Origin of the sequence: Exiguobacterium sp. H66, assembly GCF_018618705.1 — a bacterium.
Lineage (GTDB): Bacteria > Bacillota > Bacilli > Exiguobacteriales > Exiguobacteriaceae > Exiguobacterium_A > Exiguobacterium_A oxidotolerans.
On record NZ_JACSMQ010000002.1, the window covers coordinates 33,015 to 48,846 of the forward strand.

Consider the following 15,832-nt stretch of genomic DNA (forward strand, 5'->3'; position numbering starts at 1 on the left):
GTATGGTCTTTTTTTAAGGAGCGAACTTTCATGAACCTACTCGGAACGATTCTTGTTTTACTTGTTGCCCTTGAACATTTCTATATTTTAGCTCTTGAAATGTTTTTCTTATCTTCAAAACCGGCGCTTCGTACGTTTGGACTGACGAAGGAAATCGCAGCAGATCCACGCATCAAAACATTGTTTGCCAATCAAGGATTATACAATGGTTTTCTTGCTGCCGGATTGATTTTCGGTCTTGTCCTTGATTCGTCTGTCATTCAACTGTTTTTCTTAAGTTGTGTCATCATCGCCGCCCTGTACGGTGCAGCGACAGCAAATGTCTCGATTCTCTACAAACAAGGACTGCCTGCCATTTTGGCATTTCTCGTCGTATTATTTTTTTAGTTTAAAAAAACACCCACCTCTTCGGAATCTTACTTCCTCTTAGGCGGGTGTTTCGTTTTGTCCGACAACGATTAACGTGGGTTATCGTTACGTTCGTAGATCGGGTTCATGTATTCACTTGTCGAATAAAGACGTGGTACGACGACATAAAGTACAATTGCTGGTACGGCAATCAACAAGATCATCAATAACATCGGTAACCAGTAGACTACTTTCTGCTGTAAGTTGTTCGAGTTTTTGTCGATGTATTCTTTGACGCCATCTACTTTCGCAGCATCTGCGTTCGTCAACATCTCTTTACTCTCCGTGTTATAGAAGTGGATTTCACGTTTGATTGTGATAAAGATGCCATCACGGACTGTCTCGATGACAGCGATTCCGCCGATGATTTCTTCACCTTTTTCACCAGTGAATGTTTTCGGGTCCTCGATTTCTACAGAACCTTTTTTATAATCGTAATGCGAACTCTTTAATTCCTCGTCGAGAGCCTTTTCCATTGCTGACGTATCAATCGCAGCGAATACCGATTGACCGATACTCAGCGCGAGAAAGAGTGCTGTTACGAAGGCTAAGCTTTTTTGCCACATCCCCAAATTCCCCCTTTACCTGTAAGTACAAGTTCTTCAGTCAACAACATTGTACCAATTAATAAGAAAAAAGTGTGAAAGAAATACCAGGAAAATAAGAAAACTTTTTGTCTAAATCATTTCCCGTACGTTGCTTCCATCCGATAAATCGGTTGACCAAGTGCTGAAAAACGTTCTTCGTACTCCGTTCTGACGTTATCTTCCGGCTCATTGACGTGTAGATCAAGCGACATCCAGTCGAATGTCATACCGTAAGCTGACATCGTCATCAGGCTCGATTCAAATAGTTTACGGTTATCCGTCTTAAAGTGAATCTGACCTTGCTCCGGCAAAATGTCTTCGTACGTCGCGAGGAACGTCTTATATGTGAGACGTCGTTTCGCATGACGCGACTTCGGCCACGGATCAGAGAAGTTCAAGTAGACACGAGTGACTTCTCCCTTTTCAAAGAAGTCACGTAAGTCTTTTGCATCGACCGTCAAGACACGGACGTTAGGTAGTGGCTCTTCGACCAATTTTTGAACGATTGCAACCGCAACACTTTCAAATAATTCAATCGCGATGAAGTTGATATTTGGGTGTTGCTTTGCCATACCCGTGATGAATGCTCCTTTTCCGGAACCTACCTCAATGTATAGTGGATGTTCATTTTTAAATTCTTCTGACCAGTTTCCTTTTAAGGTCGCCGGGTCCGCGATATAGATCGATGCCTGTTCTTTCATATAATCCAGCGCCCAAGGCTTGTGGCGTAAACGCATATTGTTCATCCTTTCAATTCTTAAATTATCCGCAGATAAGTTTATCATGATTCGGGTAATTATATAAGATGTTATTCGTTTAGCAGAGTCGAATGTTCAGCAGATCGTCACTTGAGAATTACTGAGCAATCTACTACACTTACTATACGGACTATCCCTAAAGGAGGTTTTGACATTGGAAAATTTCTTAATCATGTGGGCATCACCGATCGTTCTCGTCATGGGCGTGACTGCTCTTTTCGTTTGGGCGACATTCGGTAAAGTTGACGCTAAATAATCGCGATTCAGTAGGCATCTTGTGTTCTGTCACAAGATGCCTTTTTTACTTTCTAAAGGATTATGGTTGGTTTCTGACTAAAACAGATGTATAATTTCGATGAAACAGTTTTTATATTACAGCTATCAATCGACAAAATACGTTGATAACGAAGGAGAATTGTAATGAACAAAAACGAAAACAGCGAAAATGAAAATTTAGTACAGAAAAAAACAGGAGCTGATTTGGTCGTTGATACGTTAATCGAGCAAGGGGTCGAATACATCTTCGGAATTCCCGGAGCAAAAATCGATTCTGTTTTCAACGTCTTACAAGATCGTGGTCCTGAATTAATCGTCGCACGTCACGAACAAAATGCCGCTTTCATGGCCCAAGCAATCGGACGTTTGACAGATAAACCAGGGGTCGTCCTCGTTACGTCTGGTCCTGGCGCATCAAATCTCGCAACAGGTCTCGTGACAGCTAACTCGGAAGGCGATCCGGTCGTCGCGATTGCCGGTGCCGTCCCACGTGCCGATCGACTCAAACGGACGCACCAATCGATGGACAACCAAGCACTCTTTACGCCAATCACGAACTTCAGCGCAGAAGTTCAAGATGCGGATAATATCCCAGAAGTCCTCTCGAATGCTTTCCGGACTGCCGAAACGACGTCCGGTGCTGCTTTCGTCAGTATTCCGCAAGATGTCGGTTTGAACGAATCAAACGTCACGTCCTTTAAAGCCGTACCGACACCAAAACTCGGGATTGCTCCAGAAGAATGGGTCGAAGAGACGGCCACACTGATCGAACAAGCGAAACTCCCTGTTCTCCTGCTCGGTATGCGTTCCAGTCAACCGGACGTCGTCAAAGCGATTCGCACTTTATTGAACCGTGTTTCGATTCCCGTCGTCCAAACGTTCCAAGCTGCGGGGACTTTGTCACGTGACTTAGAATCTAATTTTTATGGTCGTGTCGGTCTATTCCGCAACCAACCAGGTGACGCGTTGCTCGCTGAAGCGGACCTCGTCTTATCCATTGGTTATGACCCGATCGGCTACGATCCGAAGTTTTGGAACAAACCAACGAATGAACGGACATTAATTCACATCGACCAAATGCGGGCTGAAATTGATCACTTCTATCGTCCTGATCGCGAGCTTGTCGGTGACGTCGCGAAAACGATTGATGCGTTATCCGATCGTCTGAAGCCACTCGCCTTGTCAACAAGCACGGATACATTCTTGAATGGTCTTCAACAACGGCTCGTCGAGCGGGACGTCCCTCCGGTCGTCGAAGACTCGCTATTGACGCATCCACTTTATTTCATGAAGACATTACGCGAACAGATTGCAGATGACGTTACCGTAACGGTTGATGTCGGTTCACATTATATCTGGATGGCGCGTCACTTCCGTTCATACGAACCGCGTCACCTCTTGTTCAGTAACGGGATGCAGACACTTGGTGTTGCATTACCTTGGGCCATCGCAGCGACACTCGTTCGTCCTGGTAAAAAAGCCGTCTCGATTTCAGGTGACGGCGGGTTCCTTTTCTCTGCAATGGAACTTGAGACAGCCGTCCGCTTGAATGCTCCAATCGTCCATTTCGTTTGGCGTGACAGCGGCTTTGATATGGTCGCGTTCCAACAAGAAATGAAATATAAACGGAAATCAGGCACATCATTCGGCGATGTCGATCTTGTGAAGTATGCGGAAAGTTTTGGTGCAAAAGGCTTACGCGTCAATCATCCGTCTGAACTCGTCGCTGTCATGGAAGAAGCTTGGAAAACAGAAGGACCTGTCATCATTGATGTTCCGATCGATTACAGCGATAATGCTGCGCTCGGAAAAGAAGTACACTTGGATCAATTAAACTGATAAGGAGATGAGCAGATGACGAACGATGATACGTTACTTCAAATCTCGACGATGATGGCGTTACTCGACGGCGTCTTCGAAAGCGAGGTCAGTTATGCGTCCGTTCTTGACGGGCGCGACTTCGGCATCGGAACCTTCGACCATCTCGACGGAGAAATGATTGGTTTTGATAATACCTTTTATCAATTGCGTTCTGACGGGAGCGCCCGCCCGCTCGACCCCGAAACGACGACACCGTTTTGTACGTTGACTCGATTTACTCCGACACAGTCGATTCAAATCGATCAAGAAATGACGAAACAAGACTTCGAGCATTGGCTAAGCACGCAACTCGCGACAATCAACAGCTTTTATGCCGTGCGAATCGATGGAGAGTTCACGGAAGTCAAGACACGGACGGTCGCGCGCCAAGAACAACCATTCGTCCCAATCACGGAAGCCGTTGCGACACAAAGTGCACGGACGTTCAAACAGACGGAAGGGACACTTGCCGGCTACTATACACCACGCTTCGGTCACGGGATTGCCGTCGCCGGATACCATCTACACTTCATCGATCAAGCCCGCGAAGGTGGCGGGCACGTCTTTGATTACACGGTCAAGAACGTCACCGTCTCATTCGAAGAAAAACCACGCCTTGATTTACGTCTACCGACGACAGCTGCTTACCGAGAAGCAGATCTTGAAAGTCATGACATCGAACAAGAAATAAAAATAGCAGAAGGTTAATGTTCAAGCTGTAGACAAAGTTCTATCAGGAGATAAAGTGTCACGTTTCGTTGCTTTCCTCGGGCGAGGCAAGACAGGGCAACGCGAATTGTTTGCATCTCGATATAGCATGTCCACTCTTTATAAGAGTTTGTCTACAATCTGTGGTTAATTTTTTCGCTTCAACTAAAACCGCCAAAGCGCTTATTGCACTTTGGCGGTTTTTTAGTTATTTTCATTTTCGAGCAACTGCGCGAGAAAAACATAACTTTCTGGCGCATCCGGATGTTGTGCATCTTCATACCAGTAAATCGACAAAATCGCTTGCGCCACCACGTACCAATGCATGCGCTGTTTTAATTCAAGGGTCAACGGATGACCGTAACTCGCAAACCATTCCGGCCAGTATTCCTCGTCAACATAACTATAGAGCATCATCCCTAAATCATAGGCACGATCGGCGATGATCGCATCATCCCAATCATTTAAATAGAGATGACCATCCGCCCCCGTCAACCAATTGTTGTGATTTAAATCTGAATGACAAACGACTTGCTCATCCGTTCGGACAAGCGCTAAATGCGTCTCTAAATAACCAATTGCCTGTTCAATCAAGTTTGGTTCACGTAGTTCTGCCGGTTGAAAATAGAGCCGGCATTGACGCAATAGCTCATCTGGTTCAATTGGTCGTTGATCAAGTTGTTGTAACATGAACAACAACTCTTTTGAATCATGTATTTTCCCTAGTAATCGGGCCACCTCTGGACGCTCCATCATTTCCGGTTCGAGTTCGTTTCCTTCAATGAATTGTTGCGCACTGATGACATCCCCACTGTAAATTCGTTTAGTCCAAAGCAACTTCGGAACGATTCCATCCGCCGATAAAATGGCTAAGAACGGAGAAGAGTTCCGCTTCAAAAATAATTTTGACTGTCCAGTCGAAGCGACGTACGCTTCACCTGTAATGCCGCCTGCTGGCGTAAGCGTCCAGCCTTCGCCAAGCGCATCTAAAATATCTAATTCCATCATAATCCGCTCAACTTTTTAATAGATTTGCCATAAGGCACAATGAATATCTTAACATGTCGCAATCGTCGTTGACAACGGAAGCACTTTAATCTTGGCGACGCCTTTTTCGATTGGGGTGACGGATGCTTCATCACCTTGAACATGAAGATTCCACATCGGGTGATCGAGCGCAATCTCGATTGTTTCATCCGTCACATTATGCACGACGAGTGTTCGCTGCCAGGCATCATAAGAGTGAATCGCATCCACTTCGTAAGCGATGACACCCGGTCGCATCGGTAAAAAATGAAGCGATTCTTGAATCTGATTCGCCCGGTGCAAGCGGAAACCACCGTGCATCCGTCTAATCTGTAAGATATTTTTAATATAGTCGACCATCTCAAAATGACGATCCCGCAATGTCCAATCCAATCGATTAATGGCATCGGGTGCATTATAACTGTTTTCGACACCTTGTTTCGTCCGACCAAATTCTTGCCCGGCATGAAGAAATGGAATTCCCTCTGCTAAAATCACAATCGTTTGTGCAAGACGACTCATTCGTAGAAGTTGGTTTTCATCGAGATCCGGTCTAGCAAGGCTCAATTTATCAAACAGCGTATGATTGTCATGTGCTTCGACGTAGTTAATCGAGTAGGTCGGCTCTGGGAAACGACCGTACGTTTGATTCTCAAGCGTCACACTTCCGGCTATTCCGTTTCGAACCTCTCCTTCTTTCCAAAGATCGCCCGACACAAATCCACGGTCATGTTCATTAAACGTTGATCCCTTCAGTGCATCCCGAAAGACATCATTAAAATGACCAATCCCAGGCATCCGTGCAGCAGAGGAGCTAATCGCTTTCCGCCGTGCGGCTAACGGTGTCGCAAGATCCCATCCTTCCCCGTAGATGAGGATTGTCGGATCAATCGCATCAAGCGCCGTCCGAAGGCTGTTCATCGTCTCCACGTCGTGAATTCCCATCAAATCAAATCGGAAGGCATCAATTTGGAGTACCTCCGCGAAATAGGTCACGCAGTCAACAATCAATCGTTTCATCATAAAACGTTCTGATGCTGTATCATTTCCGACGCCCGTTCCATTCGCCAGCGTCCCGTCGAGTTCATAACGGAAGTAGTAACCAGGGACAAGATGTTCGAGTGCAGCCTGCTCACGAATATAGACATGATTCATGACGACATCAAACGTGACCCGGATACCGGCAGCATGCAGCTGATCAATCATCTCGACGTACTCGAAAATCCGCGTCCGCGGATTTGTCGCATCACTCGCATAGCTACCCGCCAGTGCGAACCAGTTTACGGGGTCGTATCCCCAATTGTATGGTGAGCGTGTAATTTCATCCGTCGAACCGAACAAATGTACCGGTAGAAGTTGAACGTGTGTTACGCCCAAGTCAAGCAAATAATCGAGTCCTGTCGTCTTCTCAGCCGGAGAACGCGTCCCCCGCTCGGACACACCCAGGTATTGTCCCGGGTGCGTCGATCCTGATGTCGCATCAATCGTGAAGTCCCGGATATGCGCTTCATAAATTACTGTATCCGTCGGTTTCACAAGAATCGGACGTTTTTTCCGCTTCGGAAATCGCTGCCTGATTTCTTGATCGACATCTGACAGGACACCGAACCGTCCGTTCGCCGTCACTGCTTTTGCATATGGATCGACGACTTCGGTCGTCCCTAAGTGCGTCGTCACGCGATAACGGTATCGGGCGTGTTCATATTCGCGAGCTAACGTAATTTGGTAAACACCACGATCACCCCGTTTCATCTCGCTCGTTTTCAGAACTGTTTCTGTTGTATCGTAGATGACACACTCGATACGTTCCGCAATCGGTGACCAGACAAAAAGCGATAACACCCCATCATCCATCATGACGCCAAGCGGTCCTTCGTAACTATATTTACGATCAAACAACGATGTTTGAACAACACGCCCCGGAAAGATTCGAATCCGTCCTTGTGTCGCACTCACTAATTCATACACACTCTCTAACTCAATCGCTCCCTCTACTTCCAAAATGAGACGTGCGACTCCTCCGTCTTGTTGTTGCGAAATGACAGCATAATCGATGATTGCCTGATTTGAAACTAACTGCACGTCTTCTTTAGTGAATGACTGTTTCGATTCGACCAAAATCGTTTGAAACGTCAAAAATTCCGCTGAAATTAATTGTGGGTGCATCAGCGCTAGTTCGCTACTTTTCATTTTCGTCATATGTGCGCGACAACATCAAAATTTTTGCCGCTCCCTCCTCACGTCTGAATCCGTTCATTCTCTTGATCATTGACCGCCATTTGAAATGTGATCGATGACGTTTCTTTTAGTATCTTTTCACAAACTCGCATTTGAAAAGCTTTTGTATAGGGGGCGGATGTATTCATTTTGTGTAACCAGTGTGCAAAATCGACTTTACTTACATAAGTAGTTTTCGACTCTTTCGGCAGTTGATCAAAATAACCTTTCGACGCAATGACGACTCGTTCGATTGGTAGTTCAAGTTCACTTCCTAAAACAAGCCGTAAAATATCTTCTGTCCGTTTCAAACTGATCAACGGATTCAGAATGTTTTTCGTCGGTGCCTTAAATGGCTGCTCACGCCATAATTTCTCTCGTTTAATATGATAGATGCTCTCTTCTCCATCCAACCAATCGAGTAAATAAATCGCGGATGGGCCGACGACAAAGGAACTTAACTCGACTTCTCCTTGTTGATAATGAATGACAGCACGATAAAACAAACCGTATTGATCATTTAACAGATGGACCATCTGATAAAAGTCGAGGTGTCGCCGAAGCGGCAATTTCCATATCTCATCTTCAGTTGCCCCGCCCGCTACATAGAGCAACTTTTGAATCTCGACTCGTTTTTTATACCATTTATCAAACGCTGGCTTTGAGATCTGTTTCCCTGGTAACTGGACGACGACAGGAGATTTGAAAAACTGCCACCATTTCTTAGGACGGACGATCGTCTCGCCCGGAAACAAGTCTCCAGCTTCCCACTTATGGAATAGATTCTCGTAGTCTAACTGCCGTTGCTCTTTGTAGCGTTTTGAGACTTCGAGCGGGTTCTTCTCATACTTACTCTCTAAATCATATAACTTCATCAATAACGCCATGAGATCACCTCACTGTTCTTTCCCGCATCTAGCTAAGGTATTGATTCGATATCTCGGACGATCAGCTGGATGGATTTCATATAAAATAAGTTCCGTGACATTAATTTTCGCTTGTAGCGTCATGTCTGGCAATAGTTCTTCACAGTCTGCATTCCAGCGTTTCGCAAGTGTGATATGAGGAACGAACGGTTTATGTCGTTCCGGAGCCAGTTGATTCGCGAGTTGTAATAAAGAAGTCGTCTCTTCCACCCCCGCAGCGAAAACACGTGGACGGTCCTCATTACCGAACGTAACGAGATGATTGATAGTCAAAGTGAACGGCTGAACAGTAGCTGCAATTTCTTTAAGACGACATTGCCACTCATTCAATTCGCGCTCCGTCAATCCACCTAAGAAATGTAATGTCAGATGAAAGTCTTCCTGGCCGTAGACCTGTTGATAGTAATGACCAAGATTAACCGTTTCAGATAATTGCTTCAACTCGAGGAGCGGTACAGGAATCGCGATAAAATAATGTCGGTCCAATTTAATCACTCCTTGATTCTTCCACTTATCAGATAGAGCACTGCCCCAAGCAAGCTACTACTTGTATATACCCAAAAGACACTATAAATTGTCCATTGTTCGAGGACAACGCCACTCATTAAATTGAAAATCGCGGTCGCAAGTCCCGTCGTAGTAGCCATATATGTACTGACAGCCGTAGCTACCATTGATGATGGGACAAGCGAACGCACATAGTCCAGCGCAACGGGAATCAGTAATCCAACAATCATCCCTTGTAGTGCCGCAAGGATCCATAACGAGAAGACCGGTGGTTCTAAAGCAAGCAATCCCGTCCGAACAGCAGATAAAATTGAGACACACGCGAGGACAGGAATCGCGCCAAATCGCATTAAGACACGTGTCGCAATTCGCATGAACGGAATTTCGCAGAGGACAGCTACAAAAAATAAGGTCCCGACGAGTGCCGTCGATTCGCCTCGAATCGTAACATAACTTCCGAAATAATAGTTGTTCGCAAAAATCGGACCAAAGACGAGACTTCCACCTGCTAAAAATAACAGGAAGCGTTTATTTGAAAATAGTCGTGAAACGGGCATCCGTTCACTGACCGTCAACTGGACTGGAGCTGCTTCGATACCAATCAATACTAAGAACGCTAAAATCAGCGCTGCTCCACTTGCATAAAAAATCGCTCCGAGTGTCCCCCCTTCTGTCACCTGCCCAAGTACGAAGACAGCAAGCGCAAAACCAGCTGAACCGAATAAACGAAGTGCGCCATAATCGACTGATTTCCGCTTCGAAAATTCAATGGCGAGTGTATCGACTAACGGAATATGTGCACATTGGAATAAGGCCCATAAACATGCAATCAATAAGAGCAGGATGTAGACCGATGTCAGTAAATAACTGACAGTAAATCCTGCTGCTGCGAGGAGCGCAACGAGCAACAGACGTTTCGGTCGACCAAAACGATCAGCCGCAAGTCCCCATAGTGGTTGCAACAAAATCGATAAAATCGGACCGATCGCAACAATCGTCCCGATTTCTGAACCAGATAATTGAAACGCATCATTCGAAAAATAAAGCGTTAAGTACGGAATGAGTGCACCTTGCCCGAAGAAGATAAAAAAGTAGAGTGCCTGAAAGTGATATTTTTGACGATTGATCACGCGGTGTACTTCCTTTCAAGAATCAATCCCCCGTCATCGATGTGCCGGGGGATTCATGTCCATATTATTTGGCTAGTTCATAAATCGCTTCTGCATAAATCGCGACAGCTAACAATAACTCTTCAAAATCAACGTATTCATCGACTTGGTGCGCAACTTCCGGACCACCCGGGAAAACTGGACCGAATGCAACACCTGCTGTTAACGAACGCGCGTACGTGCCTCCACCAATTGCAATCAAGTCCGCTTTTTGATTCGTGTGACGTTCATAGACAGCACTGAGCGTCTGAATCAATTCATGTTCTGGATCAACATGGTGCGGTGGCATGTGCGTCCGCGTCTGAAGGTCGAAACCATAGGCCGAAGCCGCTTCCTTGATCAACTGTAGACGCTCCGTGAAATCAGCGCTGTGCGGATAACGAATATTGAGTGACGCCGTTCCTTGTCCCTCTTCATAGCGGAAGACACCACCATTGATCGTTAAATCCCCCGTTTCATCTGATGCCGCGACACCCAATGCAACACCTCGTGAATCACGGAACATATGCATGACGAGTTCGATGTAACGCCGTCCATTGTAGTCGAGGTGAAGCGTACTTAAGAAACGAGCAAGGTGTAATGCCGCGTTTTTACCATTATCCGGCTCCATCGCATGCGCTGCTACTCCGAAGACGTCAAAGACAAGACCTTCTGCCGTTTGCTTCACTGTCCCTGTCAACCCTTGCTCTTCCAGGTAGGCATGGAATGAAGATTCAATCGATCCGTGTTCAGCTACATGGACCGTCGCTGTCGCATGACCCGGTACCATGTTCGGACGTTCTCCACCTACGAACGTTACGAGATGATAACCTGTGTCTGCAGTTTGTGCTGGTTTCCCTTGGATCAAAAGGCCATCATATAATCCTTTTTCAGCATTGATGATTGGAAAATCAGCGTCTGGTGCAAATCCAATCGTCGGCATCTCTTCATGCTTGAAGTAGTGATTGACACAACGCCATTCGCTCTCTTCATCTCCACCAGCAATTAAACGAATCCGTTTCGATAACGGTAACCCTAACTCTTTGACGATTTTTAACGCATAGTATGCCGCAATCGTCGGTCCTTTATCATCAATCGCACCACGTGCATATAGTTTTCCGTCCGCTAGCGTCGGATTAAACGGTCCATACGTCCAGCTGTCCCCTCCAGCAGGAACAACGTCGAGGTGGCAAAGAATCCCGAGCAGCTCTTCACCTTCACCATATTCAAGGTGCCCTGCATAACCGTCGACATTTTTTGTTTTGAACCCATCGCGCTCCCCAGTCGCTAACATCCAATCAAGTGCACGTTTGACTTCTAGACCAAACGGCGCCCCTTCTTGAATCGTTGTTTCATCAAGTATACTCGGTATGCGTAACAACTCTTTTAAGTCTGTCAAAAGTGCTTCGCGTCGCGTTAAAACTTCTTCTTTCCAATTTACCATATGACACCTCTCCCTTATCCGTTAATACGTTCACCTTTTTAGTATAGCGAATGTTCGGCAATTACGAACATCCAAAATCTTAATTCTTCCATTTCTCTTATTAAGACGAACATTAAAAAATAATAAAACGATTACATTCGTTATTCAATGTTCAATTTGTATGTTTTTTTCAATAACGTTCGGTTAAATTACTTGCATTCTATACTGAAAGAGTTATACTAAAGACGAAACAACTTGATATATCACCGTCTATTGTCACCCGAAGTTTTAGAACACTATTCTATCCATTGGGGGAGTGGTTATACCAATGAAAGATTCTACAGACCGTATGTTGACCCGAATTAAGTCGATCTATCTCTTTATCAACGAGAACGGAGCTACTACGACAGCAGAGTTGGTTGAAGAGTTTGGCATCACATCAAGGACCGTTCAACGGGATTTGAATGTGCTCGAATACAACAATCTCATTGTGAGCCCAAGACGCGGTACTTGGACATCAAGTAAAAAGCAACGCCAAGCCGGTTAATCAAGCAGTTTCAACACTATTTTTCTTTTACGACGCGAATCCTTCGCGTCTTTTTTTGTTTTTATTTTTAGCAGACGGGTATACCTAGTCTAGAGAAGGAGATGATTTGAATGAATATCATTATTATTGGAGCAAACGGAACAACAGGTCGAAAAATGGTTGAATTGATTGCAAAACAAGGACAACATCAAGCGATTGCTGTGGTCCGAGAAGAAAATCAAATAAACGATTTAATCGCTCTTGGTGCATCTGAAGTACGAATCGGTGATTTAACAGAAGACATGTCGAATGTCGTTAAAGATGCTGACGTTACGATTTTCGCAGCAGGTGCCGGTGGAGCATCGGACGAATTGACTCGCGCTGTCGATAAAGATGGAGCCATCAAAGTCATCGATGCATCAAAAGCGAATGGAATTGAGCGCTTCATCATGCTCAGCTCTGTCGGTACGGATAATCCGCGTGGCGAACTAAAAGTTTACCTCGAATCAAAAGCCGCTGCCGACGAACACTTAAGAGCGAGTGGACTTGATTACACAATCGTCCGCCCTGGTCCATTGAGTGATGAAGATGCAAGTGGTACAGTCGAAATCAAAGAACACTTTGAATCGTACGAAGATCGTAAAGTCCCACGTGCCGATGTCGCGACACTCCTCGTGACATTAGTCGACCACAAAACACAATCACGTCAATTCGAAGTATTAAGCGGTCCTTTCCCAATCGCGGAAGCACTCCGGAACGTTTAATCTGCTCTTCAATTGATGGAATCCAAATAAAAAACGCTTCTGCCAAGTGCAGGAGCGTTTTTTTGACATGACACTTATTCCGGTGTCCAGTCGAACAGCGCTAACTCACCACGCGTCAGTTCACGGTACTCACCTGGTTCGAGTGTCGAATCAAGCGGCAATTCACCAATCGATAGACGTTTTAAATACGTCACTTCTTTTCCTAACGCCAGCATCATTCGTTTGACTTGATGGAACTTGCCTTCTGTAATCGTCAGTTCCAGAGTCGATGTCTCATCCGTTGCCTCTAAGATCACGAGTTTCCCCGGTTTCGTTTTATATCCATCCTCCAACGTGACACCTTCTTGTACTTCAATCACGTCTTCTTCCGTCAACGTACCGATGACTTCTGCATAGTACGTTTTCGCAACATGTTTTTTCGGTGACATCAACGCATGATTAAATGAACCGTCGTTCGTCAACAGTAATAAACCTTCCGTGTCTTTATCCAGTCGCCCGACCGGGAACGGTTTGAAGTACGTCACGTCCTCGAACAATAACTCAATCACTGTTTGGTCCCGCTTGTCTTCCGTCGCACTGATTACACCAGGCGGTTTGTTCATCATCAAGTAGATATACTTTTGGTAAACGACAGGTTCACCATACATGAGAATATCTTGTGTCTCGACATCGACATGCTGTTTCGGGTCGAGTACAATCTCACCATCTACTTGAATCGCACCGGATTTTAAGAGTTGTTTGACTTCTTTACGGGAGCCTGCCCCCATATTGGATAACAATTTATCTAGCCGCATTGCCACGTCCTCGTTTCATTGAAAATTTTCTTCCTAATACTGCTTCTGCCAGTCCCGTCCAAATGGCTAATCCGGCAAAAATCACGATGCCAAGTCCCGCACCGACGATTAAAATCGCGAGCGACGCAAGTGTCGTTTCTGGCAAGAATGCAACCATTCCCCATTTCACGAGTGCAACACCGATGCCCATGATGGCACTGATGATCATGATTAACGATGTCCGGCGCAAGACACTACTAAACGGAAAATCGACCGTTTGAGTGATGCGGAAGAACATTAACCCAGTCGCGACGAGGTACCCGAGAATCGTTGCATACCCGGCACCCGTTCCGTCTCCCGTCAAATGAATCAACGGTGCGTTCAACAGATACTTTGTCAGTAGTCCGGCAAGTGTCGCAATGATTGTAAAGTATTGGCGATTGATTCCTTGTAAGACGGCCGCTGTTACAGAGTAAAGCGCTAGGAACAGCGCACTTGGAGCATAACTTAAAAGATACACCCATGCCTCCTGGTCTTTCGGGAAGAGGACATGGAATGTCTCTTGACTCAATAAAATCATCCCGACGACGGCTGGAATCGTGACGAAAAATGCCAATTGATAAATTTGTGAAATTTGTTTTTTAACTTTTTTCATGTTGCCTTGCGTGAATGATGCTGTCAACAACGGCGTTGCCGACAACGACAATCCGGTTGCGACCGAAACAGGAATCAAGACGATTTTATGACTGTCGGCAATTAAATACGCTGTCGCGTTACCCGCTGCCTCAAGTGTATACCCGATACTTTGTAAGGCTGCGTTCATCGTATTTTGATCGATGACTTGATAAAGTGGCGTCGATAACCCGACCATGACGATCGGAATCGCATATGTCAAAAGTTCTTTGTAGAGATCTGTTAACGGCCGTTCCGGTGATTGAACCGTTTGACTGTCACGTAATTCTTGTAATCCGGGAGCACGCTTCCGGAAATAGTAAACGAGGATTGCCACACTGCCGATTGCTCCAATGAATGCACTGAAGGTCGCAATCGTTGCGGCCCATGCTGCATCCGCATCGAAGATATAAATCGCAATGCTAACACCTGCCAGTAAAAAAACAATTCGAACGATTTGTTCAAGAATTTGCGAAATTGCTGTGGGTCCCATCGATTGGTGACCTTGAAAATATCCGCGCGTCATGCTCATCGGTGGGATGAGTAATAACGCGAAGCTGACCCCGCGAATCGTCATCGTCACGGCATCGATGTAAGAAGCCGAATTGACGTCACCGCCAGGAATTGCCCGATGTGCAAGATAGGGGGCAAGTAAGAATAAGGCGATGAACGAAACGATACCGGTCAAAGACATAATCTTTAATCCAGAACGATACAGACGTTCACTCGTATCGTATTCGCCAAGTGCATTATATTTAGCGACGAATTTAGAGACGGCGACTGGAATACCCGCTGTCGCCAGCCCAATCATGATTGCATAGTAGTTATACGCATACGTATAAAACATGATGCCGGTCGCACCGACCATAAACTGAAAAGGAAACAGGTAAATCAGACCAAGGGCTCGTGAAATAAGTGATGCTCCAGACAAGAGCATCGTTCCACGAACGAATCCCGAGTTGCTGGATGAAGTCGATTGCTTTTTGTTAACAGTGGCCATGATAACTTCCCTCACGCTTTCTTTTTTTATTAAAATTAGACGAGAATACTCCCACTTTTAAACGTTCAGCGCGTAGTCCTAGTGTGAGTGGGAGATGGATCGTCTTCGGGCAAGACGTGTCTTCCGACACGTCAATTGTCCGACACTCTTAGTTTGAAAACAACCAAGATCAGGAATCCTCTACCTCTAAGCGAAGCGTAGGTGGAGGTAGTTCAACGCTTGACAACCTATAATATATTGTCTCAATTAACAA

Annotated in this window: 16 protein-coding genes; 6 read left to right on the forward strand and 10 right to left on the reverse strand. The window is 45.6% G+C overall.

The window, feature by feature from the left end:
• Positions 1 to 30: 30 nt before the first annotated feature.
• Positions 31 to 387: a DUF1304 domain-containing protein gene (locus tag KNP88_RS03510; protein WP_029331191.1), complete on the forward strand. Its 357-nt coding sequence runs from the start codon at positions 31 to 33 to the stop codon at positions 385 to 387.
• Between the two features lie 71 nt (positions 388 to 458).
• Here the strand turns inward: KNP88_RS03510 and KNP88_RS03515 are convergent, their stop codons facing one another.
• Together KNP88_RS03515 and trmB are read right to left on the reverse strand one after the other, a co-directional pair.
• Positions 459 to 974, reverse strand: coding sequence for a hypothetical protein (locus KNP88_RS03515; RefSeq protein WP_029331192.1), 516 nt, complete (start codon positions 972 to 974; stop codon positions 459 to 461).
• Between the two features lie 116 nt (positions 975 to 1,090).
• Positions 1,091 to 1,732 (reverse strand): tRNA (guanosine(46)-N7)-methyltransferase TrmB, encoded by a 642-nt coding sequence (trmB, locus tag KNP88_RS03520; protein ID WP_214892303.1) that lies wholly within the window; start codon positions 1,730 to 1,732, stop codon positions 1,091 to 1,093.
• A 175-nt stretch (positions 1,733 to 1,907) separates the two neighbouring features.
• Here trmB and cydS point away from each other — a divergent pair, with 175 nt between their 5' ends.
• From cydS to budA, 3 genes are all read left to right on the forward strand, one after another.
• Entirely contained in the window at positions 1,908 to 2,009 is a 102-nt protein-coding gene (cydS, locus tag KNP88_RS15860; protein WP_371816015.1) for a cytochrome bd oxidase small subunit CydS family protein, read from the forward strand.
• A 164-nt stretch (positions 2,010 to 2,173) separates the two neighbouring features.
• Complete coding sequence (gene alsS, locus KNP88_RS03525; protein ID WP_214892305.1) at positions 2,174 to 3,868, forward strand: acetolactate synthase AlsS; 1,695 nt, start codon at positions 2,174 to 2,176, stop codon at positions 3,866 to 3,868.
• A gap of 15 nt (positions 3,869 to 3,883) precedes the next feature.
• On the forward strand, positions 3,884 to 4,597 hold the full coding sequence (gene budA, locus KNP88_RS03530) for an acetolactate decarboxylase (RefSeq protein ID WP_214892307.1): 714 nt from the start codon (positions 3,884 to 3,886) through the stop codon (positions 4,595 to 4,597).
• Between the two features lie 204 nt (positions 4,598 to 4,801).
• Here the strand turns inward: budA and KNP88_RS03535 are convergent, their stop codons facing one another.
• The 6 genes from KNP88_RS03535 to pepV form a co-directional block, all read right to left on the reverse strand.
• Positions 4,802 to 5,602 (reverse strand): phosphotransferase family protein, encoded by an 801-nt coding sequence (locus tag KNP88_RS03535; RefSeq protein ID WP_214892818.1) that lies wholly within the window; start codon positions 5,600 to 5,602, stop codon positions 4,802 to 4,804.
• A gap of 51 nt (positions 5,603 to 5,653) precedes the next feature.
• Complete coding sequence (gene pulA / locus KNP88_RS03540) at positions 5,654 to 7,822, reverse strand: type I pullulanase (protein WP_251137121.1); 2,169 nt, start codon at positions 7,820 to 7,822, stop codon at positions 5,654 to 5,656.
• 38 nt (positions 7,823 to 7,860) lie between these two features.
• Entirely contained in the window at positions 7,861 to 8,727 is an 867-nt protein-coding gene (locus KNP88_RS03545) for a hypothetical protein (RefSeq protein ID WP_214802052.1), read from the reverse strand.
• A 9-nt stretch (positions 8,728 to 8,736) separates the two neighbouring features.
• Positions 8,737 to 9,252, reverse strand: coding sequence for an RNA 2',3'-cyclic phosphodiesterase (gene thpR / locus KNP88_RS03550; RefSeq protein WP_214892309.1), 516 nt, complete (start codon positions 9,250 to 9,252; stop codon positions 8,737 to 8,739).
• A 5-nt stretch (positions 9,253 to 9,257) separates the two neighbouring features.
• Positions 9,258 to 10,403: an MFS transporter gene (locus tag KNP88_RS03555; RefSeq protein ID WP_214892311.1), complete on the reverse strand. Its 1,146-nt coding sequence runs from the start codon at positions 10,401 to 10,403 to the stop codon at positions 9,258 to 9,260.
• 64 nt (positions 10,404 to 10,467) lie between these two features.
• Entirely contained in the window at positions 10,468 to 11,865 is a 1,398-nt protein-coding gene (gene pepV / locus KNP88_RS03560; RefSeq protein WP_088837649.1) for a dipeptidase PepV, read from the reverse strand.
• Positions 11,866 to 12,172: 307 nt separating this feature from the next.
• On the opposite strand from pepV, the gene KNP88_RS03565 reads away from it, so the two are divergent.
• Positions 12,173 to 12,391: a DeoR family transcriptional regulator gene (locus tag KNP88_RS03565; protein ID WP_029331202.1), complete on the forward strand. Its 219-nt coding sequence runs from the start codon at positions 12,173 to 12,175 to the stop codon at positions 12,389 to 12,391.
• A 110-nt stretch (positions 12,392 to 12,501) separates the two neighbouring features.
• Positions 12,502 to 13,134 carry an SDR family oxidoreductase gene (locus KNP88_RS03570; protein ID WP_088837650.1) on the forward strand — a complete coding sequence of 211 codons (633 nt, stop codon included), beginning with the start codon at positions 12,502 to 12,504 and terminating at the stop codon, positions 13,132 to 13,134.
• A 74-nt stretch (positions 13,135 to 13,208) separates the two neighbouring features.
• On the opposite strand, the gene KNP88_RS03575 is transcribed toward KNP88_RS03570, so the two are convergent.
• Together KNP88_RS03575 and KNP88_RS03580 are read right to left on the reverse strand one after the other, a co-directional pair.
• The gene (locus KNP88_RS03575; protein ID WP_029331204.1) at positions 13,209 to 13,928 is read right to left on the reverse strand and encodes a pseudouridine synthase; all 720 of its coding nucleotides are present in this window, start codon (positions 13,926 to 13,928) and stop codon (positions 13,209 to 13,211) included.
• Positions 13,915 to 15,579, reverse strand: a complete 1,665-nt coding sequence (locus KNP88_RS03580; RefSeq protein ID WP_214892313.1) for a putative polysaccharide biosynthesis protein — start codon at positions 15,577 to 15,579, stop codon at positions 13,915 to 13,917. Before KNP88_RS03580 ends, KNP88_RS03575 begins: the two co-directional genes overlap by 14 nt.
• Positions 15,580 to 15,832: the final 253 nt, after the last annotated feature.